The organism is Pseudomonas sp. GW822-FHT02E03, from assembly GCF_058802325.1.
The window spans coordinates 88381-111875 of record NZ_JBXAOA010000021.1 but is presented as its reverse complement, the minus strand read 5'-3'; the positions used below and the strand labels follow the sequence as shown (position 1 = coordinate 111875).

The following is a 23495-nucleotide window of genomic DNA, read 5'->3' as shown; positions in this document are numbered from 1 at the left end:
CCCCCCCCCCCCCCCCCCCCCCCCCCCCCCCCCCCCCCCCCCCCCCCCCCCCCCCCCCCCCCCCCCCCGCTCCTACAAAAAACATGACACATCTATACAATCCCCTCTTTGTTAGCTGCCTAAGCAAGGATTCTCATGCAAGCCGCCAACCCGCGTCGCGGGTACATCCTGGGCCTGAGTGCCTACATCATCTGGGGCCTGTTCCCGCTCTACTTCAAAGCCATTGCCAGCGTACCCGCCGTGGAGATCATCATCCACCGAGTGCTTTGGTCCGCGCTGTTTGGTGCTTTGCTGCTGCTCGTCTGGAAGCATCCCGGCTGGTGGCGCGAGCTGCGTGAGAACCCGCGACGGCTGGCAATCCTGGCCCTGAGCGGCACGTTGATCGCCGCCAACTGGCTGACCTACGTCTGGTCGGTGAACAACGGGCGCATGCTCGAAGCCAGCCTCGGTTACTACATCAACCCGCTGGTCAACGTGTTGTTGGGGATGCTGATCCTCGGCGAACGACTGCGACGCATGCAATGGCTGGCGGTTGGCCTGGCAGCGATCGGTGTCGCGCAGCAGGTATGGCAAGTCGGCAGTTTGCCCTGGGTGTCGCTGGTGCTGGCATTGACCTTCGGCTTCTACGGACTGATCCGCAAGCAGGCACCGGTCAAGGCGCTGCCGGGGCTGGTGGTGGAAACCTGGATGCTGGTGCCGATTGCTGTCGCCTGGCTACTGTTCAATCCGACGGCGAGCAGCGCGCAAGCCGAATTCTGGACCACCTCTGAAGCCTGGTGGTTGGTGGCTGCAGGTCCAGTGACGCTAGTGCCGTTGGTGTGTTTCAACGCCGCCGCCCGGCATTTGCCCTACACCACCCTCGGATTTCTCCAGTACCTGGCGCCGACGCTGGTGTTGTTGCAAGCCGTTCTGCTGTTTGGCGAGCACTTGTCGTCCAGCACGCTGGTGGCGTTCATCTTTATCTGGGCGGGTCTGGCGGTTTACAGCATCGACGCGTGGATAAGTCTGCGCCGTCGCAGCTGATCAGAAAACGTACAAACCTCTACAGGCCACGTCTCCCGTGGCCTGCATCCATCCTTCCCAAGGTTATCCACAGCGTGATCCCCGGCGTTTGTGCGCAAGTCACTGAAACTGATGGTTTTTTGATCAGATCCTGAAGAGTCACGGCCGACGTGGCCTGGCGAGGTGTCTCTACAGGTTATCCACAGGCAGGTGCACGTATAACTTGGATAACCTTTCAGGGTTCGCTACGCAGCACCAATTCGACCATCAGATCGTCCGCCAGGGTTTCCAGGCGCGATTGCAGCACCTCCAGCGACAAGGTCAGTGGCACCGCGAGAATCGCTTCAGCGTGGAACAAAGGCTCGCTGCTCATCGGCGCCGGGCGTACTTCGGTCACCAGACTTTCCAGGTTCACGCCCTGTTCGCTCAGCAGGCGCGTAATGTCTCGCACGATGCCCGGACGATCATTGCCCACCAGTTCCATGGCAATCGGCTTCCAAGTGCAGGATTGTTCGATGCCGCTTTCGGCGATCATCACGCGAATCCCCTGGGCCGACAGTCCCTTTAGGGCGTCTACCAGTTCATCGTAAGCCTCGGCCGGTACACCCACCCGAAGGATCCCGGCGAACTGCCCGGCCATCCGCGACATGCGGCTCTCCAGCCAGTTGCCACCATGCTCGGCAATGCATTGGGCAATGCGCTCGACCTGCCCGGGCTTGTCCAGAGCGAATACCGTGAGTACGAGGTGGTTCATGGCGCAGCCCTCTTGTCATGACTTTTGTTATAGAAAAACAAGTATAGGCAAGGGGCTGGATTCGGCGCAGTACTGCTTTGGCTCTTGTGGCGAGGGAGCTTGCTCCCGTTCGGCTGCGAAGCAGTCGCAAGAAACAGCGAATGCGGTCTGTCTGAATAAATGCAGGGGGCCGCTTCGCGCCCCAGCGGGAGCAAGCTCCCTCGCCACAAAAGCAACGCCCCATAGCAGGGCTATCGAAGATTATGTGTACAAGTTTTTATATTTAACTGGAACAATCCAATAGTTTTTTGAGAACATCCCGTTCCTCGCCATGACCGCAATGCGTCATGGGGTCGCAGAACGACGTATTTAGTCTAATTTTCACAACCGCAATTCATCATGTAGTATGCCGCAGCGCGCACTACATAACGCTGGATCGATGTCTGCCGCAGGTGCCGTCGCAACCCCTGAAAGCCCTGTCAGCAAGGCCGCAAAGCCGTTGATCGGATCGAACCCAGCCGCCAGCAATGGCATGTACTGGTAGATGGGTTTGTGGTTTAAATGGCCAGAGGCTTCATTGTTAAATTGAAGAGCTGAAAAGCGAAATAGCTGAGCAGAGTGAGGCAAGCAATGACTGAACACGTTCAAGTCGGTGGCCTGCAGGTCGCCAAAGTCCTGTTCGACTTCGTGAACAACGAAGCCATTCCCGGTACCGGCCTCACCGCCGACACGTTCTGGGCCGGTGCCGACAAGGTCATCCATGACCTGGCGCCGAAGAACAAAGCCCTACTCGCCAAACGCGATGATTTCCAGGCACGTATCGATGCCTGGCACCAGGCTCGTGCAGGTGTTGCGCACGATGCGGTGGCCTACAAAGCCTTCCTGCAAGACATCGGTTATCTGCTGCCAGAAGCGGCTGATTTCCAGGCAACGACACAAAACGTCGATGACGAAATCGCCCGCATGGCCGGTCCACAGTTGGTGGTGCCGGTGATGAACGCGCGCTTCGCGCTCAACGCCTCGAATGCCCGCTGGGGTTCGCTGTATGACGCGCTCTATGGCACCGACGCCATCAGCGAAGCGGACGGCGCGGAAAAAGGCAAAGGCTACAACAAGGTTCGCGGCGACAAGGTCATCGCCTTCGCCCGCGCCTTCCTCGACGAAGCCGCGCCATTGGCTGCCGGCTCCCACGTCGATTCCACAGGCTACAAGATCATTGACGGCAAACTGGTGGTCGCCCTCAAAGGCGGCAGCAACACCGGCCTGCGCGACGATGCGCAACTGATCGGTTTCCACGGCGATACTGCGGCTCCAACTGCGATCCTGCTGAAAAACAACGGCCTGCACTTCGAAATCCAGATCGACGCCAGCACCCCCGTCGGCCAGACCGACGCGGCCGGCGTCAAAGACATCCTGATGGAAGCCGCGCTGACCACCATCATGGACTGCGAAGACTCGGTCGCCGCGGTCGATGCCGATGACAAAGTGGTGATCTACCGCAACTGGCTCGGCTTGATGAAGGGCGATCTGTCGGAAGAAGTCTCCAAGGGCGGTCAGACCTTTACCCGCACCATGAACGCCGATCGCACCTATACCGCCCTCGATGGCAGCGAACTGAGCCTGCACGGTCGCTCGCTGTTGTTCGTGCGCAACGTCGGTCACCTGATGACCATCGACGCGATCCTCGATAAAGACGGCAACGAAGTACCGGAAGGTATTCTCGACGGTCTGGTGACTTGCCTCGCGGCGATTCATAGCCTCAACGGCAACAGCTCGCGCAAGAACAGCCGTACCGGTTCGGTTTATATCGTGAAGCCGAAGATGCACGGCCCGGAAGAAGCGGCGTTCACCAACGAGCTGTTCGGTCGCATCGAAGACGTGCTGGGCTTGCCACGCAATACCCTCAAAGTCGGGATCATGGACGAGGAACGCCGTACCACGGTCAACCTCAAGGCCTGCATCAAGGCTGCCGCCGAGCGCGTGGTGTTCATCAACACGGGCTTCCTCGACCGCACGGGTGATGAAATCCATACCTCCATGGAAGCCGGCCCGATGGTGCGCAAGGCCGACATGAAGGCTGAGAAGTGGATCAGCGCCTACGAGAACTGGAACGTCGACATCGGCCTGAGCACCGGCCTGCAAGGTCGCGCCCAGATCGGTAAAGGCATGTGGGCCATGCCGGACCTGATGGCAGCGATGCTCGAACAGAAAATCGCTCACCCTATGGCCGGTGCCAACACCGCCTGGGTTCCATCACCGACTGCCGCCGCGTTGCACGCGCTGCATTACCACAAGGTCGACGTGTTCGCCCGTCAGGCCGAACTGGCCAAACGCGCACGCGCTTCGGTGGACGACATCCTGACCATCCCGCTGGCCGTCAACCCAGACTGGACCGCGGAGCAGATCAAGAACGAACTGGACAACAACGCCCAGGGCATTCTTGGTTACGTGGTGCGCTGGATCGACCAGGGCGTGGGCTGCTCGAAAGTGCCGGATATCAATGACATCGGCTTGATGGAAGACCGTGCGACGCTGCGTATTTCCAGCCAGCACATCGCCAACTGGCTGCGTCACGGCATTGTCACTGAAGATCAGGTGATGGAAAGCCTCAAGCGCATGGCGCCGGTGGTTGACCGTCAGAACGCCAGCGACCCGCTGTACCGTCCGCTGGCACCGAACTTCGACAGCAACATCGCCTTCCAGGCGGCGGTCGAACTGGTGGTCGAAGGCACCAAACAGCCGAACGGCTACACCGAGCCGGTTCTGCACCGTCGTCGTCGCGAGTTCAAGGCTGCCAATGGCCTTTGAGTAAACGCTGATGTCGGACGTGAAAAAGCCCTGATCGAGAGATCAGGGCTTTTTTGTTTGAAGCAAAATTGATCGTTCCCACGCTCCGCGTGGGAATGCAGCCCGGGACGCTCCGCGTCCAAAACGGACGCAGAGCGTCCATGGAGGCATTCCCACGCGGAGCATGGGAACGATCACGGCACAGACTCAATCCCCAGCTCTTGCTTGACCAATTCAAGCAGTTCGCCGCTGTCGATGGGCTTGAGCAGAAAGTCCACTACGTGCAAGTGCATGGCTTCGATCGCATCCTTCACATCGGCATCGCCGGAAACGATGATGATCGGCAATGCCGCACGCGCCGACTCCCGCACCTGACGGATCAAATCGAGACCATCGACGTGCCCCATCCGCAGGTCGGTAATCACCAGCCCGATCGATGACTTCGTCTCCAGTAACTTGAGCGCCGCTTCGCCACTGGCCGCCGTCATGCAGTGAATGCCGTCCAGTCTCAGAATTTCCGACAGCAACTCCCTGGAGTCTTTATCGTCATCGACGATCAGCACCCGTTGCGGCGGCAAGTCTGGTTCCAACATGACGGCACTGAGCGCTTCGCGCTCGGCATCACTCAAAATATCGTGGTCGGACATGGCTTTCTCAACGTTTTCGATTCAATCCCTGACACAGTGTGTCTGACACCGCTCAGCAGAGCTTCAATGTGCACTTCGTCGGAAATTATTCCAATAGACAATGTAGGGGGTTTTTCCCACATTCGTGTCAGATCTTTCCCATATTCAGGCCGCTGCACTGCCTACCTAGACTTACGTCCAATGGGCACCCTGCCCGTAGGGGCCGACCATGCCTGTAACGATCTGACACAACGATCCGACACAACAATCAGAAAAAGACTGCGGTAATGGTTATGAGTAAAGCGGACGCCTTCACCCAGGCAGGGAAAACCGCGGTGTTGCAGAACATCCAGGGCACTTTGCAATTCCTACAGCGCTTCCCGCCGTTCAATCAGATGGAAAACGCCCACCTGGCCTATCTGGTCGAGCAATGTCAGCTGCGTTTTTATGCCCCCGGCGAAAGCATCATCAAACCTGCCGATGGCCCGGTTGAGCATTTCTACATCGTCAAACAGGGCCGGGTCGTGGGCGAACGTCCGCACACGGCCAAGGGGGGGACCGAAACCACCTTCGAAATCACCACCGGCGAGTGTTTTCCCCTCGCCGCGCTGCTGGGGGAACGGGCGACTCGCACCGAACATCTGGCGGCCGAAGATACCTTTTGCCTACAGCTGAATAAGCTGGCGTTCATCAAACTGTTCGCACTTTCCAGCCCGTTTCGCGACTTTGCCCTACGCGGGGTCAGCAGTTTGCTGGATCAGGTCAACCAGCAAGTCCAGCAAAAAGCCGTGGAAACCCTCGGCACCCAGTACTCGCTCAATACCCGACTGGGTGAACTGGCCATGCGTCACCCGGTGACCTGCAGTCCGAGCACTGCGCTACGTGAAGCCGTAACGCTGATGCACAATCAACAAGTCGGCAGCATTGTGGTGGTTGATGAGCAAAAGGCGCCGCTGGGCATTTTCACCCTGCGCGACTTACGACATGTGGTGGCCAGCGGCACCAATGATTTCAATGAAGCCATCGAAGGACACATGACCCGGGCGCCGTTTTACCTGACGCCGGACCACAGCGCCTTCGATGCCGCGATTGCAATGACCGAACGGCACATCGCCCACGTCTGCCTGGTCAAGGATCAGCGCCTGTGCGGCGTGGTCTCGGAACGCGACCTGTTTTCCCTGCAACGGGTCGATCTGGTGCATCTGGCGCGGACTATTCGCAGCGCCCAGAAGCTGGAAAACCTGGTGGCGATGCGCGGCGAGATCGGCCAATTGGTGGAGCGGATGCTCGCGCACGGAGCATCCTCGACCCAGATCACCCACATCATTACCCTGCTCAACGACCACACCGTGTGCCGGGTGATCGAACTGGTGCTCGCCGAGAAAGGTGACCCCGGCGTGCCGTTCAGTTGGCTGTGCTTCGGCAGCGAAGGCCGCCGCGAGCAGACGCTGCACACCGATCAGGACAACGGCATTCTGTTCGAAGCCAGCGACGCGGCCCACGCCGCCGAGATTCGCGGCAAGTTGCTGCCCATCGCCCAGCAGATCAATCAGAACCTGGCGCTGTGCGGCTTCACCCTGTGCAAAGGCAACATCATGGCCGGCAACCCCGAACTGTGTTTGTCTCGGGCCGAATGGGCGCGACGTTTTGCGGCGTTTATCCGCGAGGCGACTCCGGAAAACCTGCTGGGGTCGAGCATCTATTTCGACCTGCGCGTAGTCTGGGGCGACGAGCGAGGCTGCGAGCAACTGCGCCAGGGTATTCTCGATCAGGTCGGCGACAACCGCTTGTTCCAACGGATGATGGCCGAAAACGCCCTGCGTAACCGTCCACCCGTAGGACGTTTCCGCGAATTCGTGCTGGCTCGCAAAAATGGCGAGAAAGCCACCCTCGACCTGAAACTCCAGGGCTTGACCCCTTTCGTCGATGGCGCTCGAGTGCTGGCCCTGGCCCACGGCATCGACGCCAACAATACCCTGGAGCGCTTTCGCCAATTGGTGGACAAAGAAGTCATCGAACGGCTGGACGGCGCGGCGTATGAAGAGGCGTATCACTTCATCCAGCAAACCCGCATGCAGCAACATCAGCTACAGACCCGGGAGAATTTCCCCTACTCCAACCGCGTCGATCCTGACAGCCTCAATCATCTGGACCGCCGCATCCTGCGTGAATCCCTGCGCCAGGCCCAACGCCTGCAAAGCAGCCTGACCCTGCGGTATCAGTTATGAGCCTGTTTTCATGGCTGCGGCCGGTAAGCCCCATTTTGCCCGGCGAACTGCAACAACGTCTGGAGCGCTTGCCTGCCGTGGCCGAGCTGGGCGATTGCAGCCTGCGCGAACAACGCTGGGTGGTACTCGACCTGGAAACCACCGGGCTGAACCTGAATAAGGATCGGCTGTTGTCCATCGGCGCGGTGGTGATCGAGGACGGGGCGATCGATTTCAGCCAGCAATTTGAACGCACGCTGCAATGCACCGAACTCAAACTCGGCCCCAGCGTGTTGATTCACGGTCTGGGCCCGAGCGCCATTGCCGCCGGCAGCGACCCCGCGCAAGCCTTGCTCGAATTCATGGAGTTCGTCGGCGACAGTCCGGTGTTGGCGTTTCACGCGCCGTTCGACCAGCACATGCTGGGGCGCGCGCTGAAAGAACATCTGGGCTACAAGTTGCAGCATCCGTTTCTGGACGTGGCCGACATCGCGCCGCTGCTTTGTCCACAGGCACACATTCGCGAGGCCGGGCTGGACGAGTGGATCGACTGGTTCAAGCTGGAGGTTTTCGAGCGGCATAACGCCAGTGCCGATGCCTTGGCGACGGCGGAGCTGGTGCTGATTCTGTTCAGCCGGGCGCGACAGCAGCAGATTCATAGCCCGTTGAATTTGCAGCAGCGACTGAGTCAGTGGAAGCGGCGGCGCCAGGCTCCGTCTTTCTAGATCTTCGGTGACTGTTCGGGCCCCATCGCGGGCAAGCCACGCTCCCACAGGTTTTTCGTCGTCCGCCGATTTCGCAAACGGCACAAAACCTGTGGGAGCGTGGCTTGCCCGCGATGAACGATAACTCGGTCCGACTGGAATTCCTCCCCGCCAAAACCACCCGACCAGCGCCAATTGCTTACCTCCCCCGCCTCTGCCACAATCGCGAACAATTCTCGTTACTTAACACTTCCCCTTCGGTGATGTTGCGTGTCGTCAGTCCAAAGCCCCCAGAGTGAGCTCGTTGGTGCGTTGTATCGCGACCATCGCGGTTGGCTATTAGCCTGGCTACGGCGCAACGTGGCCTGCCCGCAACGGGCCGAAGACCTGAGCCAGGACACCTTCGTGCGCTTGCTGGGCCGTGACGAACTGAAGGCACCTCGCGAACCTCGGGCATTTCTGGTGGCGATCGCCAAGGGTCTGCTGTTCGACTATTTCCGCCGTGCCGCACTGGAACAGGCCTACCTCACCGAATTGATGCTGGTTCCCGAAGGCGAACAACCCTCGGTGGAAGAACAGCAACTGATCCTCGAAGACCTCAAAGCCATCGATCGCCTGCTGGGCAAGCTCTCGAGCAAGGCCCGGGCAGCGTTTCTCTATAACCGTCTCGATGGCCTCGGCCACGCCGAAATCGCTCAGCGTCTGGGGGTGTCGGTGCCGCGAGTTCGTCAGTACCTCGCCCAAGGCATTCGCCAGTGCTACATCGCGTTGTATGGTGAGCCGGTATGATTCCGGTCAATTCCAAGCCCGTGTCGGCGCAGGTGCTGGATGCCGCGATTGCCTGGCAACTGTCGCTGGATTCCGGCAACGCAGTCGAGCGCGAAGAGTTTGCCAAATGGCACGCCGCCCACGAAGAACATGCTCGGGCGTGGCGTCAGTTGGGCATGCTCGACCAGCGTTTCAGCGTTGCCAGCGGCCCGGCCCGCACTGCCCTGCTGCAATCGCGCGAAAGCATCCGGCGCCGGGTGCGCAAGCTCGGCAGTGGTCTGGCCAGCGTCGTCGCGGTGATCGGCCTGGCACTGTTCGCCGGTGATCGTTATCTGCCCATCGACTATTGGCTGGCCGACCAGCGCACTGCCACCGGCGAGCAACGCACCCTGCGCCTGACCGATGGCACGCTGATCAACCTCAACACCCACAGTGCCGTGGATGTGCGTTTCGATGAGAAGCAGCGGCTGATCGTCCTTCAGGAAGGAGAAATCCTCGTCGAAACCGGCCATGGCGATGCCCGGCCGTTTATCGTCGAAACTCGCGAAGGCAGCATGCGAGCACTGGGGACACGGTTCCTGGTCAAGCGTGAAGAAGAAGGCACGCGCCTGAGCGTGTTGCAATCAGCGGTAGCCGCCCATCCCGAATCGAGCCCCGAGGAACAGATCCTGCGCGAAGGCCAGCAAGTGCTGATGCGCAGCAATGGCCTGGGCCCGATCATCGCCCTCAACCTCGGCGCCGATGCCTGGACCCGCGGCATGCTGGTGGTGGACAACGCGCGGCTAGAGGATCTGGTCCAGGAACTCGCTCGCTATCGTCGCGGGCATCTTGGCGTCACACCGGAAGTCGCCGACCTGCGCATCACCGGCAGCTTCCCGCTGAACGATACCGACAAGGCGTTGAGTGCGCTTTTACCGACCCTGCCGGTGCAGATAGAGCAGCACACGCCGTGGTGGGTGACGGTGGCGGCGAAGACTGAGGCCAAGCCCTAAAAGACGCTGCGCCTGATCCGCCGTCTTCGCGGGCAAGCCCGCTCCCACAGGTCTTGTGTCGTTCACAGAATTCCCGCTCGACACAAAACCTGTGGGAGCGTGGCTTGCCCGCGAAGAGGCCGTCAGCGTCACTGCGATTGATGAATAGAAATTATTTTCATCCACCCCTATCACTTTTGAATTCTCGTCCGGCACCTAGGCAATTGAGAAATATTTCCATTCAGGAGCCGCTGTATGTCCCGTTCGCTAGACACCGTGTTGCGCCCCCATTTGCTGGCGGTCGCCATTGCCCTTTGCGCCCCTTTGGCCAGCGGTCCACTGATTGCCGCCGAACAGGCGTCCAGCGTTCGCGCCTACAACCTGCCGGCTGCGCCATTGGCCAGCACCCTGAACCAGATCGCCAGCCAGGCCGGCCTGGCGCTGTCGTTGAATCCATCGCTGGCGGCGGGCAAGACCTCGGCCCCGGTGAAGGGCCAGTTCGACGCCACCGGCGCCCTGCGTGAAGCCCTGCGCGGCACCGGCCTGCAACTGGAACAGAGCAGCGCCGGCACCTACAGCCTGGTGGCCGTGCCCGAGGGCGTGATGGCCTTGCCGGAAACCGCGATCATCGGCGCGGGAAACACTGAAAACGCCTGGGGCCCGACCGAAGGTTACCTGGCCACCCGCACCGCGGCAGGCACCAAGACCGACACCGCGATTGCCGAACTCCCTCGCTCAGTCTCGGTGGTCACCCGCGAGCAAATGGATGATCGCTCCGTGCTCAGCCTCAACGATGCCCTGCGCTATACCGCCGGCGTACAGAGCAGCGGTTATGGCTCGGATTCACGCAGTGACTGGCTGCTGGTGCGCGGTTTTATACCCACTCAGTTCCTCGATGGTTTGCCGCTGCCAAAAGGCACCTACGCCACGCCGAAAATCGAACCGTGGAACCTTGAGCGCATCGCCGTCCTGCGTGGCCCGGCGTCCTCGGTCTACGGCCAGACGCCGCCTGGCGGTCTGCTGGACATGGTCAGCCGTCGACCCGAGGCACAAAGCAGCCACGAAGTGGAACTGCAGGCCGGGAGCAACGAACACAAGCAGATCAACTTCGACAGCACCGGCAAGATCGACGACGAAGGCCAGTTTCTCTATCGCGTCAGCGGTGTGGTTCGGGACAGCAATGCGCCGGTCGATCATATTCCTGACAAACGCTACAACCTGGCACCCAGCCTGACCTGGAACATCAACGACGACACCCGACTGACCTTGCTGTCCCAATACACCCGCGACGACACCGGTATCACCGGACAGTTTCTGCCCCTGCAAGGCACAAAACTGAGTACCCCCGCCGGCAAGATTTCCCATCACAAGAACCTTGGCGATCCGGACTGGGAATTCTACGACCGCACCTATTACGCCCTGGGTTATGCCTTCGAACACCGCTTCAACGACACCTGGCAGTTCCGCCAGAACTTGCGCTACACCAAGAATGACCTGGAATTTCAGGGCATCACCGCCGGCGGGCAGATCTGGCCGGCCGGCCCGGATGAAGCGGTCAGCGACGACGGCACCATCCAGCGCACCGCCGGCAAGGTCGATGAGGACATCAGCCAGTTCGCCGTGGATAACAACTTCCAGGCCGACTTCCAGACCGGGGCCCTGAGCCACACTTTGCTGCTGGGCCTGGACCACCAGCGTTCCAACAGCAATTCCCGCTGGTTGTGGGGTTCGGCGGGCGTGCCGTCCAGCAACATCAACCGGCCGGTGTACGGACAGGACTTTTCCAACGTCACTTACTTCACGATGTACGACTACAACCAAAAGACCCAGCAGACGGGCCTCTACGCTCAGGACCAGATCGCTCTGGACAACTGGCGCCTGACCCTCGGCGGGCGTGAAGACTGGGTCCATACCGGCACGGTGTTCCACAATCAGAACGATGCGACCAACACTCAGCGCGACAAGAAATTCAGCGGCAACGCAGCGCTCAGCTACGTCTTCGACAATGGCGTAACGCCCTACCTGTCGTATGCGGAGTCTTTCCAGCCAGCATCCGGTGCCACGGTCAACAGCACCGATTCGTTCAAGCCGACTGAAGGCAAGCAATACGAAGCCGGGATCAAGTACCAGCCACCCGGTACCAAAACGCTGCTCACCGCTGCCGTGTTCGACCTGACTCAGGAAAACCTCTCGGTCACCGAAAACAACATCACCCGTCAGGTGGGTGAAGTCCGGGTACGCGGTCTGGAATTGGAGGCCAGCGGCGACGTTACCGACAATCTCAAACTGGTCGGTTCGTACACCTACAACGACAGCGAAATCACCAAAGGCGCCAGCGCCGAAAAAGGCAAGCGCATGGCGCAGGTTCCGCGCCAGCAGGCCACTGCATGGGCCGACTACACCTGGCACAACGGCCTGCTCGATGGCTTCGGCGTGGGCGCCGGTGTGCGTTATGTCGGCGACACCTACGGCAATACCACCAACACCGATTGGGGCCACGTCGGCTCCTACACCGTGTATGACGCCTCGGCGCATTACGATCTCGGTCGCCTGAACAGTTCGCTCAAGGGTGTATCGGTTGCAGTGGACGCCAAGAACCTGTTCAACAAGGACTACCTGTCCACCTGCGACGGTTTCTACTGCTACTACGGCGACGAACGCAACGTGGTCGCCAGCGTGAATTACAAGTGGTAACGGGTTGACCCCATCGCGATAAAACAAGGGTCACGGCACAGCCGTGGCCCTTTTGCATCTGGATGAATCATGAAAAGCAAAACCATCCGCCGCTGGTCATTCGTTCACACCTGGACCAGCCTGATCTGCACGGTATTCCTGCTGATGCTGGCCCTCACCGGCCTGCCGTTGATCTTCCACCACGAGATCGACCATCTGCTGGGCGATGCCGCCGAGTTGAAATCCATGCCGGCCGATACCCCGCAGCTGAATTTGCAGCAGTTGGTGCATGCAGCTGAAAAGCACCGTCCCGGCGAGGTCATGCAGTATTTCGGCTACGACGACGAAGACCCTAACGGCGTGATCGCCATCATGGCGCCCACCGCCGGCACCGAGCCGAACTCGTCCCACACCTTCATGCTCGACGCTCGCACCGGCGAAGCATTGGAAATGCCCTCGGCCAATGGCGGGCTGATGATGGTCATGCTGCGCCTGCACGTGGACATGTTCGCCGGTCTGCCGGGCAAGTTGCTGCTGGCGTTCATGGGAATTCTGTTTGTGCTGGCGATCGTCTCTGGAACGGTGCTGTACCTGCCGTTCATGCGGCGCTTGAAGTTCGCCACCGTGCGCCACGACAAATCCACCCGCTTGCGCTGGCTCGACCTGCATAACCTGATCGGCGTGGTGACGCTGACCTGGGCGTTGGTGGTCGGCGTGACTGGTGTGATCAGTGCCTGCGCCGACTTACTGATCGCCGCGTGGCGCAATGACAGCCTGAGCGCGATGATCGCGCCTTACCGCGATGCGCCGCCGCTGACTCAATTGGCGCCTGCGACTCGCTTACTCGACATCGCCAAAGACGTCGCGCCGGGCATGCAGCCCGATTTCATCGCCTTCCCCGGCACGCGGTTTTCCAGCGAACACCATTACGCCGTGTTCATGAAAGGCAGCACTCACCTGACCTCGCACCTGCTGACACCGGTGTTGATCGACGCCAGCACCCTGCAAGTCACCGCCGTGGCTGAACGCCCTTGGTACATGGACGCCATGGGCATGTCGCAGCCGCTGCACTTCGGGGATTACGGCGGCATTCCAATGAAAATCCTCTGGGCGACCCTCGATGTGCTGACCATCATTGTGCTCGGCAGTGGGGTTTATTTGTGGGTGGTGCGGCGCAAGGTGGCGAAGCCTGTACTTGAAAACGTGGAGAGCCCGGCATGAGACCGAGACAGTCGAACTTCTGGAAGGTCTTCGCCACGCCCACCGTCATTGCCCTGCTCAGCGCCGCCGGGCTGTTTGCCGCGTTGCTGGGCGATGGCGTGTGGGATGCATTGAGCTGGCTCGGCCTGGGCATCCCCGCCGTCCTCGCCTTGCGCGGGCTGTTGCAACACCATTGAACAGCACAAAACCTGTGGGAGCGGGCTTGCTCGCGAAAACGGAGTGTCAGGCGAAATAAATGCCAACTGATACACCGCCTTCGCGAGCAAGCCCGCTCCCACATTTCGTTCCGTGCTCAGCCGTGAGCTCGTGCTTGAGCTCAAGCACTAAAGCGCTATGCTGCCGACACTGCCCATGATCGAGATCGTTGCCATGTCCGCTCCCAGCATGACCTTATTCCACAACCCTGCCTCGCCTTTCGTTCGCAAAGTCATGGTGCTGCTGCACGAAACCGGTCAAATGAACCGTGTGGCGCTGCAAGCCAGCCAGCTCACGCCTGTCAGCCCGGATCTGGCCCTCAACGAAGACAACCCGTTGGGCAAGATTCCGGCGCTGCGCCTGGCCGACGGCAATGTGTTGTACGACAGCCGGGTGATCCTCGATTACCTCGACTATCAGCACGTCGGCAATCCGCTGATTCCTCGTGAAGGCTCGGCGCGCTGGCGGCGCATGACACTGGCTTCTCTGGCAGACGGGATCATGGATGCCGCGGTGATGATTCGCTATGAAGTAGCCCTGCGCGCGCCGGAAAAACACTGGGACGAATGGCTTGACGGTCAGCGCGACAAGATTCGTCGCGCCTTGGCCCTGCTGGAAGCCGACGCGATTGCCGAGCTGACCAGCCATTTCGATGTGGCGGCGATCAGTGTGGCCTGTGCCTTGGGTTACCTGGATCTGCGCCATCCAGATCTGGAATGGCGCAAAGAGAATCCGAAGCTGGCAGAGTGGTATTTTGAGGTGAGTCAGCGGCCTTCGATGATTGCGACGATGCCCAAGGTCTGAAACTTTCGGTGACTGGTCTGCCGTCTTCGCGGGCAAGCCTCGCTCCTACAGGGGATTTGTGTTGTTCATTCCATATTTGTAACAACACAGAGCCAATGTGGGAGCGGGCTTGCTCGCGAATGCACCACACCGGATCTAACGGAAACAACCCGGCAATCCGCGTCGCCAACACCTCGCCCACCCGCTGATCTTCGCGCAACCCCAACGACCGGCTCATTCCACGGCTCCAATATCAAACGCCAGCGGCTTGGCCGGTTTCTGCCCGATCCCGTACCAGTCCAGCTTGCGGGTCAGCACCATGAACACACCCAGCAGCCCGAACAACAGCAACGAGCCCATCAACAGCGCGTAATCCTCGGCACTCAGCAAGCCATAGAGCAAGCCATACAACGCCGCCAACCCCGCCGAAAAGCTCATGCCGTGACGCACGCTGCGCAGCACATGGCAGACATAGAAACCGATCAACGCCACACAGCCACTCGCCGACAGCAGATACGCCAGGGCAAAGCCGATGTGTTCGGACAGCGACAGCAGCAACAGGTAGAAGAACGCCAGCGCCACGCCCACCAGCGCGTATTGCACCGGGTGTACCGCCAGGCTTTTCAGCACTTCAAAAAGGAAGAAACCGGCGAAGGTCAGGACGATGAACAGCAGCGCGTATTTGATTGCCCGGTCGCTTTTCAGGTACTGGTCCACAGGGTCGATGAAACTCACGCCGAAGCTGCGACCGCTGAACGCCTCGCACTGGCCGCCAGACACACAACTGTTCAACGCCTCTTGCAGGTTGGTGGAGAAAAATGAGGTTTGCCAATTGGCGGTGAAACCCTGATCGGTGATTTCACGCTGGGCCGGCAGGTAGTTGCCGATGAAGCTGGGATGAGGCCAGTTGGCGGCCAGTGAAACCTTGCTGGTCTTGCCCACAGGAAGAACCTCCAACTGGCCGGTGCCTTGCAGGCGCAAGTCGAAACCGAACGCCAATTGCGTAGCCTGTTGGGTGTCCAGCGCTGGTAGCGTCACGTGCACGCCCTCGCCCAACCAACCCACCTGGCTACCCGGTACAAAGTCCAGGTTCTGGCCATTGAGTTCGAGCTTCAGCGCATTCTCGATGCCGCGAATGTCGCTGATGCCGACGGCCAGGAACGGTTGATCGAAGCGGTAATCGGCGAAGTCCTCTTTGATGCCCAATTGTGCCGGGACCGAGAAATGCCCGCTGATACGGTTGTCGGCATGAAACAGCCGAGCCTCGTAGATACCCCGGGCACGCAGTTCGGTCTGGACCTGGCCGTCCAGTTCGAAGCGCTCCGGCAGGAAATACAAACGGCCGCGTTCCTCGCGAACGTCCTGGTAACGCTGGTTGGTTTTTTCGTTGGTTTTCCAGGTGCGCACCGTTTTGCGATAGGGCACCACCATCAGCGGGCCGCTCAATTGCTGGCTGTAACTGGAACTGCGGGCGATGTCTTCGAGCACACCGTCGCGCAGTTGTTGCCGCTCCTGGATCACGCCGTTGATCATCAGCAACGGGATCAGCAGCAACAGAATCAAAAGGGCAATCGCCCCCAGTTTTAGGGTCAGGCTACGGTTCATGGGACTCTCCCTGTTTGGATGGGGAAAGTCTGGGTCAGTTGTGTGGGGGTTTCGTGGAGGATCTGTGGGGATTGTGTGTAAATACCTGTAAAAGCCTTTTGGGTCTTGGCACACTGCGCTACCTTCAGGCCCCCTGCGGGTATCTGCACCCATTCCGGATACATTTTACTGCCAGCTACAGTTCAGATTTTCGCCCCTTTGTTTGATATAGAAGAGGCCAGACAAGGAGCGCCTCTTTGCGAAACAACTCATTTGACCTGATCAGACACCTCGCTGCCCTCATGGTCCTGGTCAGCCATCACTTTGTGCTGTCGGGCATGAGCGAGCCGGGGATAACTGGTTACAACTCGTTGGGCGGTATAGCGGTCATTTGCTTCTTCGCTATTTCCGGGTTGTTGATCACCCTCAGTTATTTGAACGCCGCTAGCTTTCAAGACTACCTGGCAAAGCGTGTCGCTCGAATCTTTCCGGCGCTCATCGCTTGCTCATTCTTGATGACCTACGTGGCCGGAGCGTTCTTTGCCAGCGACTATGTCTTGGGAAAAGAGGCTTTGGTCGACTTTCTGCGCATTTCAGCCTTTGGACGTGCCTCCATTGATGAAGTAACCAGGGACTTCATCTTCAGCGAATCCTTTAACGGAAGCCTGTGGACGTTAAAGATCGAGTTCGTTTTTTACATTCTGCTGGCGGTGGTACTGACTTTGTATCGCAGCCCCTTGATGCCTCTGGCTTTGTTACTGCTGTTTGGCCTCGCAACCCTTGTCCTGAGCAACTACATCACGGGCGCACTGGCGCAGAAATTTCTGGCCTACTGCGCCGCGGGCATAGCGTTTTTCTCGGGATCATTGGTCGCCTTTCATCGACATCACTTCAACAGCCCTCGCACAAAAGCAATCGTACTGGCCGCCTCCATCCTACTGATAGTAGTTTCCTTGGGAACTTCGTCGGTGTGGGTCACCGCCACTCTAGGGGTTAGTCTGGCAACCATCAGCCTGGGCCTGTTGTACGTAGATAAAACCATCAGAGGCCGGTTTGATATCTCCTATGGCATCTATCTGTATGCCTTTCCCGTACAACAACTGGTCATCAATAAAACCCCACTGGCCTTTATACCGTCCATTGTTGTCACGACTCTTATTGTCATCGGCCTGGCAACACTTTCATGGCTGTTCATCGAGCAGCCGGCACTCAAGTTCGTGCATAGAAAAAAGGCCCGAAAATCAGTGCCTGGCTGGGTAGCTCCTTGAGTCAATGACGAGTCGCCTCAGGCAAATGCAACTTGGCCTCTACACCGCCAGCAACGTTGCCTACCCACAGTTGGCCGTTGTGCAGTTTGACCACTTCTGCAACGAAGTTAAGCCCCAACCCGGTACTCTTACGCCCACTGTCCGGACGCGGCAGCGAGTAAAAACGCTCGCTCAAGCGCGGCAATGCATAGTCAGGAATCGCCTCGGCCTGGTTGAACAGCCTGAACTCAATCTGCTCACCGACTCGCTCGGCGCGCAAGCGCAGCACGCCATGAGGCGGGGTGAAGTCCAAGGCATTCTCCAGCAGATTACCCAGCGCCTGGCGCAACAGAAACGGCTCGCCGAGCAGATTCAGATCCGCTGCAATCTGCTGTTCCACACACAACTGCTTGCCTTCGATTCGCGCAGCCTGCGCGCTCAATAGCTCATCCACCAAACCCGCCAACGGCACCGCCACCCGCTCTTCCAGCCCTTGGCGCTGTTCCACCTGCGCCAGGTTCAACAGTCGTTCGATCAACTGCTGCATGCGCGCACTTTCGCTGTCGATGTTGCTGACGAATCGCTGCTGCTGAGCCAGCGGCATCTGGCCTTGCAGTAACTCCGCCGCACCACGGATCGCCGCCAGCGGGCTTTTCAATTCATGGGTCAGGGTGTGTACATAACGCTCGACGTAGGCTTTGCCTTCGAGCTGCGTGCGCATCTGCTCCAGCGCCGTGGCCAGTTGTTCCAGCTCGCCGCCACGATAATGCGGCACCTCGACCCGACGACCTTCGCTGACGGCCTGGGCATACGCCGTCAACCGCCGCAGCGCCGCGCTCAGCCACCACGACAACAGCGCACCGAACAGCAAACCGAGGCCAATCAGCGCGGCGCCATAAATCAGCAATCGCCGCTCGGTGCGATCAACGTAAGGCTGCAGCGAGCTGTTGGGTTTGGCCACCGTCACCACGCCGATGATCTGGCCGTTGTCGCGAATCGGTGCCCCGACATGCATCACCGACGAATTCGAATCATCCGGGTTGCTGCGCGTCGAACGCGCGCCGTACTCCCCGCGCAGGGTCAGGTAGACGTCGTTCCAGCGCGAGTAGTCCTGGCCTACCGCGATGCCACTGGAATCCAGCACCACGATGCCCTTGGCATCGGTCACGTAAATACGGTGGTTGACCTGATTCTTCGGCATTCCCCAGATATTCGCCTTCGGCTGCCGTTCACCGTAAGCCTTGAGCAACTCAGGCCAGCGGTTCTGGCTGAGGGTGCCGACCTTGAAGTCATCGCGCAGGATCTCGGCCATCAGGTTCGCGGTGTCCACCAGGGTTTCTTCGGTGGACTGACGCACGCCGGGGCGGATTTCTTCCATCACGGTGTTGAGCACGAAGTAGCCGGTCAGGCCGATGAACAGCACGTAGACCAGAAAAATCCGGATCCCCAGTGGCATCAGCTGTGCCCCGGGCTGTAGCTGTAACCGAGGCCGCGATGAGTCTGGATCGGCTCGGCGTCGGCCTTCACCTGGCGCAATTTGGCGCGCACGCTCTTGATGTGGCTGTCGATGCTGCGCTCATAGCCGGCGTCGGCGGCCACGCCCAGTGCATCGAGCAATTGCTCGCGGCTAAAGACTCGCTCGGGTTGTTCCAGCAGGCATTGCAGCAAACGAAACTCATGGCGAGTCAGGCTCAGCGGCTGGTTGCGATAGCTGATCTGCACCCGTTCGCTGTCGATGCGAAACAGTGCTGAAGCCACCTCCGCCACCGGTCGTGGCGCCATGCGCTTGAGAATCGCCCGGACCCGCGCCGCCACTTCCCGGGGGCTGAACGGCTTGACCACGTAGTCGTCGGCGCCGATCTCCAGGCCCACCACGCGGTCGATCTCTGCATCACGGGCGCTGAGGAACATCACCGGCACTTCGCTGAAACGCCGCAATTGCTTGCAGGTCTCAAAACCGCTGATGTCTGGCAGGCCGATGTCGAGAATGATCAAGTCAGCCGGCGTGGCGCGCTGATGCTCGAGCGCCGCTGCGCCAAGGCTCAACCACGTGGTGGTAAAGCCCTCGCCCTGCAAGGCGAAAATCAGGGTGTCGGCAATCGCCGCTTCGTCTTCGACAATCAGGATATGAGGCATGGCGTCCGAGCCCGCTAGTTAAGTGGGCGAACGGTGCCCCAAGGCTGATTCGCCGTCAATCAGCAGTCGGGTTTGTCTGCCGTGAAACGCCGTGCCGGGTTCACCGCCGCACCGAATTCACGCAGTGCTTTGGCGCCGATCAACAGCGGGTAATTGAAGCTGCTGCGGTCGGTGAGGTTAACCTCGACAGTACGCTTGACGTTGCCCAGGCACAGTTCCAGATCAACCACTGGCCGTTTGGTGGGTTCGATCGCTTCTTTGTCATCGTCGTCTTCTTCGGAGCGAGTCTTGATCTTGCTGATCCGCGCGACCTTGTGTTCGTAGACCTTGTTGCTCGCGCCTTTGGTGGCGAGGCGAAAACGGACCCACTCGTCGCCGTCGCGGGTGAAGGTTTCGATGTCTTTGGCCGACAGCGACGCGGTCAGGGCGCCGGTGTCCATTTTGGCCTTGAGGACTTCGCCGCCGATTTCCGGCAGCGCGATGTATTCGTAACGCCCGTACAGGGTTGGCTCAGCGGCCAGGACCGGCAGGGCTACGAGGGAAAGCAGTGCAAGGAGAGATTTCACGTAGGGGGGTTCCTTGAAGAGTGGGCAGCGGGATTTTAGACCGCTGTGTGGATGATCGTTCCCATGCTCCGCGTGGGAATGCCTCATGTGACGCTCTGCGTCACGCTTTGGGGACGCGGAGCGTCCCGGGCTGCATTCCCACGCGGAGCGTGGGAACGATCGCTATGTCAGCCCAACATACCGCCGCAAACGTGAAACATTCGTCACCACCGATTTGGCCTGTCGCCTGAAGCTGCTTATCATGGCGCGCCCAAACGCTTTCAAGAGTGACTTATGCGCCGCCTGCTCACCGGCTGTTTCGTTACCCTGCTGCTATTGCTCAACACCTTGGTCCTGTTCGGGCCTTTGATGGTGTTCGCATTGCTCAAACTGATCCTGCCCGGGCGTTTTCGCGATTACGCTTCGGCGGCGGTGATGTGGATTGCCGAAACCTGGGCCGAGATCGACAAGCTGATCTTTCGTCTGTGCATCCCCACCCGATGGGACATCCGCGGTGGTGATGATTTGCGCCGCGACACCTCGTATCTGGTGATCGGTAACCATCAATCCTGGGTCGACATCCCGGCGCTGATCCAGACGCTTAACCGACGCACGCCGTTCTTCAAATTCTTCCTCAAGAAAGAACTGATCTGGGTGCCGTTCCTGGGCCTGGCCTGGTGGGCGTTGGACTATCCGTTCATGAAGCGCTACACCAAGGCGTTTCTGGCGAAGAACCCGGAGCTGGCCGGCAAGGACCTGGAGATAACCAAACAAGCCTGCGAGTTGTACAAGCGCCAACCGGTGACAGTGGTCAATTATCTGGAAGGCACTCGATACACCACAACGAAAAGCGCCCAGCAGCAGTCACCCTTCACCCACCTGCTCAAGCCCAAGGCTGGCGGCGTGGCTTTTGTGCTGGCGGCGATGGGCGAGCAGCTGGATGCTGTTCTCGATGTGACAGTGGTGTACCCGCAGCAGAAGATTCCGGGATTCTGGGATTTGATCAGCGGCAACGTGCCCAGGATCATCATCGACATCCAGACGCGCGAACTGGACCCGGCGCTGTGGCAAGGCGATTACGAAAATGATCCGGCGTTTCGCGAACACGTCCAGAACTGGGTCAACCAGCTCTGGATCGAGAAGGACCGGCGCATCAAGGCCCTGCGCGCCGAGGGCTGACTCAGCTACCTATGCCGGTGCCGATGCCGGTGCCCCAGATTCCGCCAAGGTTTTGCAGCAGCGAACCGGCGACGCCTTGCTGACCGAGGTATTGCAGAATCACCGGGGCAAACAGGCCGATCATGCCGGTGTCCATGCCCAGGGCACTGAACGCGTTGTTCAGGTCCTTGGTGTCCTTGACGTTACCCAGCAAACCATTGAGCAAAGGGTTCTTGTCGACACCACCGCCGAGCAGCCCGCCCAATCCGCTCAAGCTACTGAGGGCGCTGTTGCCGGCGATCTGATCGAGGCCCGGCACATTCTTGCTCAGTTCGGTGAAGTCCTGGCCGCTGAGTTGGTTCCTGGCCAGCCCCAGCATCGCACCGGCACCACCTACGGCCTGTTCCGGCGTGACATTGAGCTGAGACCCCAGGGAAGTGAGCAAACCGGCAGCCTTGGGGAGCGCTGCCACGGCGTCTTCGCTCTCGTCGCTCTCATCGTCCTCGTTACCCTGCATCGCCGTAACCGCATTGGCCGCATCGCTGAGGCTGAACTGTGCAAAGGCCGGGCTGGCGGCCAGCGTCGTCAACGAAGCAACAGCCATGAGCGATGCCAGCGCAAAACCGCTTGAAACGTTCATCCAGACATCCTCTTGTGCCATGAGAACCACCCGGTAGGGCAGCAAAACTGCCGATTTGACCGGGCATCTGCTGGCATGTTCCCCCCCAGTCGTGGAACCCCGAATCCATACGATGAATGGCACGCCTACTCCCGCCAAACAGGCCTGTGAACAACCCGGCAGAACCTGAAAGCGCAGGCTGCGGTGCTCCATAAAAAAGGGCGACATCACTGTCGCCCCTTTTTCCGTCTTGCTCCCAGCCTTACGCCGCGCTGAACATCTTGTGCGGATCGATCACAAACTTCTTCGGCACGCCCGCATCGAACTCGCCATAACCACGTGGCGCGTCATCCAGGCTGATGACTTCAACACCCACGATGTCAGCAATCTTGATGCGGTCCCACATGATCGCCTGCATCAGTTGGCGGTTGTACTTCATCACTGGCGTCTGGCCGGTGTGGAAGCTGTGGGATTTGGCCCAGCCCAGGCCGAAGCGAATGCTCAGGCTGCCCATTTTCGCGGCCGCATCCACAGCACCTGGATCTTCGGTCACGTACAGGCCAGGGATACCGATTTTGCCCGCCACGCGAACCACGCCCATCAGCGAGTTGAGCACGGTGGCCGGAGCCTCGTGCTTCACGCCGGCATGGCCGTGACCGCGAGCTTCGAAGCCTACGGCATCGACGGCGCAGTCCACTTCCGGTTCGCCCAACAGTGCAGCGATTTGTTCATGCAGTGGGGTGTCTGTCGACAGGTCGGCGATTTCGAAACCCTGAGCCTTGGCATGGGCCAGGCGGATCGGGTTGACGTCACCGATGATCACCACCGCAGCACCCAGCAGACGAGCGGAAGCGGCAGCTGCCAGGCCAACCGGGCCGGCGCCGGCGATGTACACGGTGCTGCCAGGGCCAACGCCGGCAGTCACTGCGCCGTGGTAACCGGTCGGCAGGATGTCGGAGAGACAGGTCAGGTCACGGATTTTTTCCATGGCCCGGTCGCGATCTGGAAGTTTCAGCAGGTTGAAGTCGGCATACGGCACAAACGCGTATTCGGCTTGGCCACCGGTCCAGTCACCCATGTCGACGTAACCATAGGCACCGCCCGGACGCGCCGGGTTAACGCTCAGGCAGACGCCAGTATGTTGCTCTTTGCACGAACGGCAACGGCCACAGGCAACGTTGAAAGGAACCGACACCAAGTCGCCGATCTGCAGGTTCTCGACACCGCTGCCCTTCTCGATCACTTCACCCGTGATCTCGTGGCCCAGCACCAGACCGGTCTGAGCGGTGGTACGCCCGCGCACCATGTGCTGATCGGAACCACAGATGTTGGTGGACACTACGCGCAGGATGACGCCGTGCTCGATCTTCCTGCCGCGCGGGTCCTGCATTTTGGGATAGTCGATTTTCTGTACTTCGACCTTGCCAGCGCCGAGATACACCACACCACGATTACCAGACATGCTTTCACCTCGCTGTTGTTTTTATGTAGCGGTCGCGTCGCCATGGATCGGCGGCGCGTTGATTGCTCGGGTTA

General features: G+C 59.8%; 21 protein-coding genes. 12 read left to right on the top strand and 9 right to left on the bottom strand.

Features of this window, described 5'->3' with window-relative positions; genetic code table 11:
* Nucleotides 1-135 precede the first annotated feature (135 nt).
* On the top strand, nt 136-1023 hold the full coding sequence (gene rarD / locus AC1RQB_RS17355) for an EamA family transporter RarD (RefSeq protein ID WP_063342330.1): 888 nt from the start codon (nt 136-138) through the stop codon (nt 1021-1023).
* A 214-nt stretch (nt 1024-1237) separates the two neighbouring features.
* Here rarD and AC1RQB_RS17350 read toward each other — a convergent pair whose 3' ends face one another.
* Together AC1RQB_RS17350 and AC1RQB_RS17345 are read right to left on the bottom strand one after the other, a co-directional pair.
* The gene (locus tag AC1RQB_RS17350) at nt 1238-1756 is read right to left on the bottom strand and encodes a glycine cleavage system transcriptional repressor (protein WP_063342329.1); all 519 of its coding nucleotides are present in this window, start codon (nt 1754-1756) and stop codon (nt 1238-1240) included.
* A 360-nt stretch (nt 1757-2116) separates the two neighbouring features.
* The gene (locus AC1RQB_RS17345) at nt 2117-2383 is read right to left on the bottom strand and encodes a hypothetical protein (RefSeq protein WP_131816009.1); all 267 of its coding nucleotides are present in this window, start codon (nt 2381-2383) and stop codon (nt 2117-2119) included.
* Here AC1RQB_RS17345 and AC1RQB_RS17340 point away from each other — a divergent pair.
* On the top strand, nt 2366-4543 hold the full coding sequence (locus AC1RQB_RS17340; protein ID WP_063342328.1) for a malate synthase G: 2178 nt from the start codon (nt 2366-2368) through the stop codon (nt 4541-4543). The two genes, AC1RQB_RS17345 and AC1RQB_RS17340, sit on opposite strands and share 18 nt — an antisense overlap.
* Nucleotides 4544-4716: 173 nt before the next feature.
* On the opposite strand, the gene AC1RQB_RS17335 is transcribed toward AC1RQB_RS17340, so the two are convergent.
* Entirely contained in the window at nt 4717-5169 is a 453-nt protein-coding gene (locus AC1RQB_RS17335) for a response regulator (RefSeq protein WP_063342327.1), read from the bottom strand.
* Nucleotides 5170-5435: 266 nt separating this feature from the next.
* Between AC1RQB_RS17335 and AC1RQB_RS17330 the strand changes: the two genes are divergently transcribed.
* The 8 genes from AC1RQB_RS17330 to AC1RQB_RS17295 all read left to right on the top strand — a co-directional run bounded on the left by AC1RQB_RS17330 (nt 5436) and on the right by AC1RQB_RS17295 (nt 14691).
* Nucleotides 5436-7376 carry a putative nucleotidyltransferase substrate binding domain-containing protein gene (locus AC1RQB_RS17330; protein ID WP_063342326.1) on the top strand — a complete coding sequence of 647 codons (1941 nt, stop codon included), beginning with the start codon at nt 5436-5438 and terminating at the stop codon, nt 7374-7376.
* Entirely contained in the window at nt 7373-8080 is a 708-nt protein-coding gene (locus tag AC1RQB_RS17325) for a 3'-5' exonuclease (protein WP_063342325.1), read from the top strand. Before AC1RQB_RS17330 ends, AC1RQB_RS17325 begins: the two co-directional genes overlap by 4 nt.
* A gap of 249 nt (nt 8081-8329) precedes the next feature.
* A complete protein-coding gene (locus AC1RQB_RS17320) occupies nt 8330-8848 on the top strand; it encodes an RNA polymerase sigma factor (RefSeq protein ID WP_032830771.1) in 519 nt (172 codons plus the stop codon).
* On the top strand, nt 8845-9819 hold the full coding sequence (locus AC1RQB_RS17315) for a FecR domain-containing protein (RefSeq protein WP_063342324.1): 975 nt from the start codon (nt 8845-8847) through the stop codon (nt 9817-9819). The genes AC1RQB_RS17320 and AC1RQB_RS17315 overlap by 4 nt, the downstream gene beginning before the upstream one ends.
* Nucleotides 9820-10053: 234 nt before the next feature.
* A complete protein-coding gene (locus tag AC1RQB_RS17310) occupies nt 10054-12492 on the top strand; it encodes a TonB-dependent siderophore receptor (protein ID WP_063342323.1) in 2439 nt (812 codons plus the stop codon).
* A gap of 69 nt (nt 12493-12561) precedes the next feature.
* Entirely contained in the window at nt 12562-13692 is a 1131-nt protein-coding gene (locus AC1RQB_RS17305) for a PepSY-associated TM helix domain-containing protein (RefSeq protein WP_063342322.1), read from the top strand.
* Nucleotides 13689-13868, top strand: a complete 180-nt coding sequence (locus AC1RQB_RS17300; RefSeq protein ID WP_063342321.1) for a hypothetical protein — start codon at nt 13689-13691, stop codon at nt 13866-13868. Before AC1RQB_RS17305 ends, AC1RQB_RS17300 begins: the two co-directional genes overlap by 4 nt.
* A 193-nt stretch (nt 13869-14061) precedes the next feature.
* Complete coding sequence (locus AC1RQB_RS17295) at nt 14062-14691, top strand: glutathione S-transferase (protein WP_032830772.1); 630 nt, start codon at nt 14062-14064, stop codon at nt 14689-14691.
* Nucleotides 14692-14904: 213 nt separating this feature from the next.
* Here AC1RQB_RS17295 and creD read toward each other — a convergent pair whose 3' ends face one another.
* The gene (creD, locus tag AC1RQB_RS17290) at nt 14905-16275 is read right to left on the bottom strand and encodes a cell envelope integrity protein CreD (RefSeq protein WP_063342320.1); all 1371 of its coding nucleotides are present in this window, start codon (nt 16273-16275) and stop codon (nt 14905-14907) included.
* A 236-nt stretch (nt 16276-16511) separates the two neighbouring features.
* Here creD and AC1RQB_RS17285 point away from each other — a divergent pair, with 236 nt between their 5' ends.
* Nucleotides 16512-17522 carry an acyltransferase family protein gene (locus AC1RQB_RS17285; protein WP_063342319.1) on the top strand — a complete coding sequence of 337 codons (1011 nt, stop codon included), beginning with the start codon at nt 16512-16514 and terminating at the stop codon, nt 17520-17522.
* A 1-nt stretch (nt 17523) separates the two neighbouring features.
* Here AC1RQB_RS17285 and creC read toward each other — a convergent pair whose 3' ends face one another.
* From creC to rloA2, 3 genes are read right to left on the bottom strand one after another with little or no spacing between them, the layout of a single operon-like run.
* On the bottom strand, nt 17524-18957 hold the full coding sequence (gene creC / locus AC1RQB_RS17280) for a two-component system sensor histidine kinase CreC (RefSeq protein WP_063342318.1): 1434 nt from the start codon (nt 18955-18957) through the stop codon (nt 17524-17526).
* Nucleotides 18957-19637 (bottom strand): two-component system response regulator CreB, encoded by a 681-nt coding sequence (gene creB / locus AC1RQB_RS17275; RefSeq protein WP_008008153.1) that lies wholly within the window; start codon nt 19635-19637, stop codon nt 18957-18959. The genes creC and creB overlap by 1 nt, the downstream gene beginning before the upstream one ends.
* Nucleotides 19638-19696: 59 nt before the next feature.
* Nucleotides 19697-20203, bottom strand: coding sequence for a retropepsin-like aspartic peptidase RloA2 (gene rloA2, locus AC1RQB_RS17270; protein WP_007904116.1), 507 nt, complete (start codon nt 20201-20203; stop codon nt 19697-19699).
* Between the two features lie 273 nt (nt 20204-20476).
* On the opposite strand from rloA2, the gene yihG reads away from it, so the two are divergent.
* Nucleotides 20477-21361: a 1-acylglycerol-3-phosphate O-acyltransferase, YihG family gene (yihG, locus tag AC1RQB_RS17265; RefSeq protein ID WP_008076458.1), complete on the top strand. Its 885-nt coding sequence runs from the start codon at nt 20477-20479 to the stop codon at nt 21359-21361.
* 1 nt (nt 21362) lies between these two features.
* Here the strand turns inward: yihG and AC1RQB_RS17260 are convergent, their stop codons facing one another.
* Nucleotides 21363-21980, bottom strand: a complete 618-nt coding sequence (locus AC1RQB_RS17260; RefSeq protein ID WP_063342317.1) for a DUF2780 domain-containing protein — start codon at nt 21978-21980, stop codon at nt 21363-21365.
* Nucleotides 21981-22221: 241 nt separating this feature from the next.
* Complete coding sequence (gene fdhA, locus AC1RQB_RS17255; protein WP_007907573.1) at nt 22222-23421, bottom strand: formaldehyde dehydrogenase, glutathione-independent; 1200 nt, start codon at nt 23419-23421, stop codon at nt 22222-22224.
* Between the last annotated feature and the right edge of the window lie 74 nt (nt 23422-23495).

Excerpts from the sequence above, each read along its gene's own strand:
- creC (WP_063342318.1), bottom strand. The coding sequence starts at position 18,957 with ATGCCACTGGGGATCCGGATTTTTCTGGTCTACGTGCTGTTCATCGGC.
- AC1RQB_RS17315 (WP_063342324.1), top strand. The coding sequence starts at position 8,845 with ATGATTCCGGTCAATTCCAAGCCCGTGTCGGCGCAGGTGCTGGATGCC.
- AC1RQB_RS17330 (WP_063342326.1), top strand. The coding sequence starts at position 5,436 with ATGGTTATGAGTAAAGCGGACGCCTTCACCCAGGCAGGGAAAACCGCG.
- AC1RQB_RS17335 (WP_063342327.1), bottom strand. The coding sequence starts at position 5,169 with ATGTCCGACCACGATATTTTGAGTGATGCCGAGCGCGAAGCGCTCAGT.
- AC1RQB_RS17310 (WP_063342323.1), top strand. The coding sequence starts at position 10,054 with ATGTCCCGTTCGCTAGACACCGTGTTGCGCCCCCATTTGCTGGCGGTC.
- AC1RQB_RS17295 (WP_032830772.1), top strand. The coding sequence starts at position 14,062 with ATGTCCGCTCCCAGCATGACCTTATTCCACAACCCTGCCTCGCCTTTC.
- AC1RQB_RS17340 (WP_063342328.1), top strand. The coding sequence starts at position 2,366 with ATGACTGAACACGTTCAAGTCGGTGGCCTGCAGGTCGCCAAAGTCCTG.
- creD (WP_063342320.1), bottom strand. The coding sequence starts at position 16,275 with ATGAACCGTAGCCTGACCCTAAAACTGGGGGCGATTGCCCTTTTGATT.
- rarD (WP_063342330.1), top strand. The coding sequence starts at position 136 with ATGCAAGCCGCCAACCCGCGTCGCGGGTACATCCTGGGCCTGAGTGCC.
- AC1RQB_RS17260 (WP_063342317.1), bottom strand. The coding sequence starts at position 21,980 with ATGAACGTTTCAAGCGGTTTTGCGCTGGCATCGCTCATGGCTGTTGCT.
- creB (WP_008008153.1), bottom strand. The coding sequence starts at position 19,637 with ATGCCTCATATCCTGATTGTCGAAGACGAAGCGGCGATTGCCGACACC.
- AC1RQB_RS17305 (WP_063342322.1), top strand. The coding sequence starts at position 12,562 with ATGAAAAGCAAAACCATCCGCCGCTGGTCATTCGTTCACACCTGGACC.
- fdhA (WP_007907573.1), bottom strand. The coding sequence starts at position 23,421 with ATGTCTGGTAATCGTGGTGTGGTGTATCTCGGCGCTGGCAAGGTCGAA.
- yihG (WP_008076458.1), top strand. The coding sequence starts at position 20,477 with ATGCGCCGCCTGCTCACCGGCTGTTTCGTTACCCTGCTGCTATTGCTC.
- AC1RQB_RS17350 (WP_063342329.1), bottom strand. The coding sequence starts at position 1,756 with ATGAACCACCTCGTACTCACGGTATTCGCTCTGGACAAGCCCGGGCAG.
- AC1RQB_RS17325 (WP_063342325.1), top strand. The coding sequence starts at position 7,373 with ATGAGCCTGTTTTCATGGCTGCGGCCGGTAAGCCCCATTTTGCCCGGC.
- AC1RQB_RS17300 (WP_063342321.1), top strand. The coding sequence starts at position 13,689 with ATGAGACCGAGACAGTCGAACTTCTGGAAGGTCTTCGCCACGCCCACC.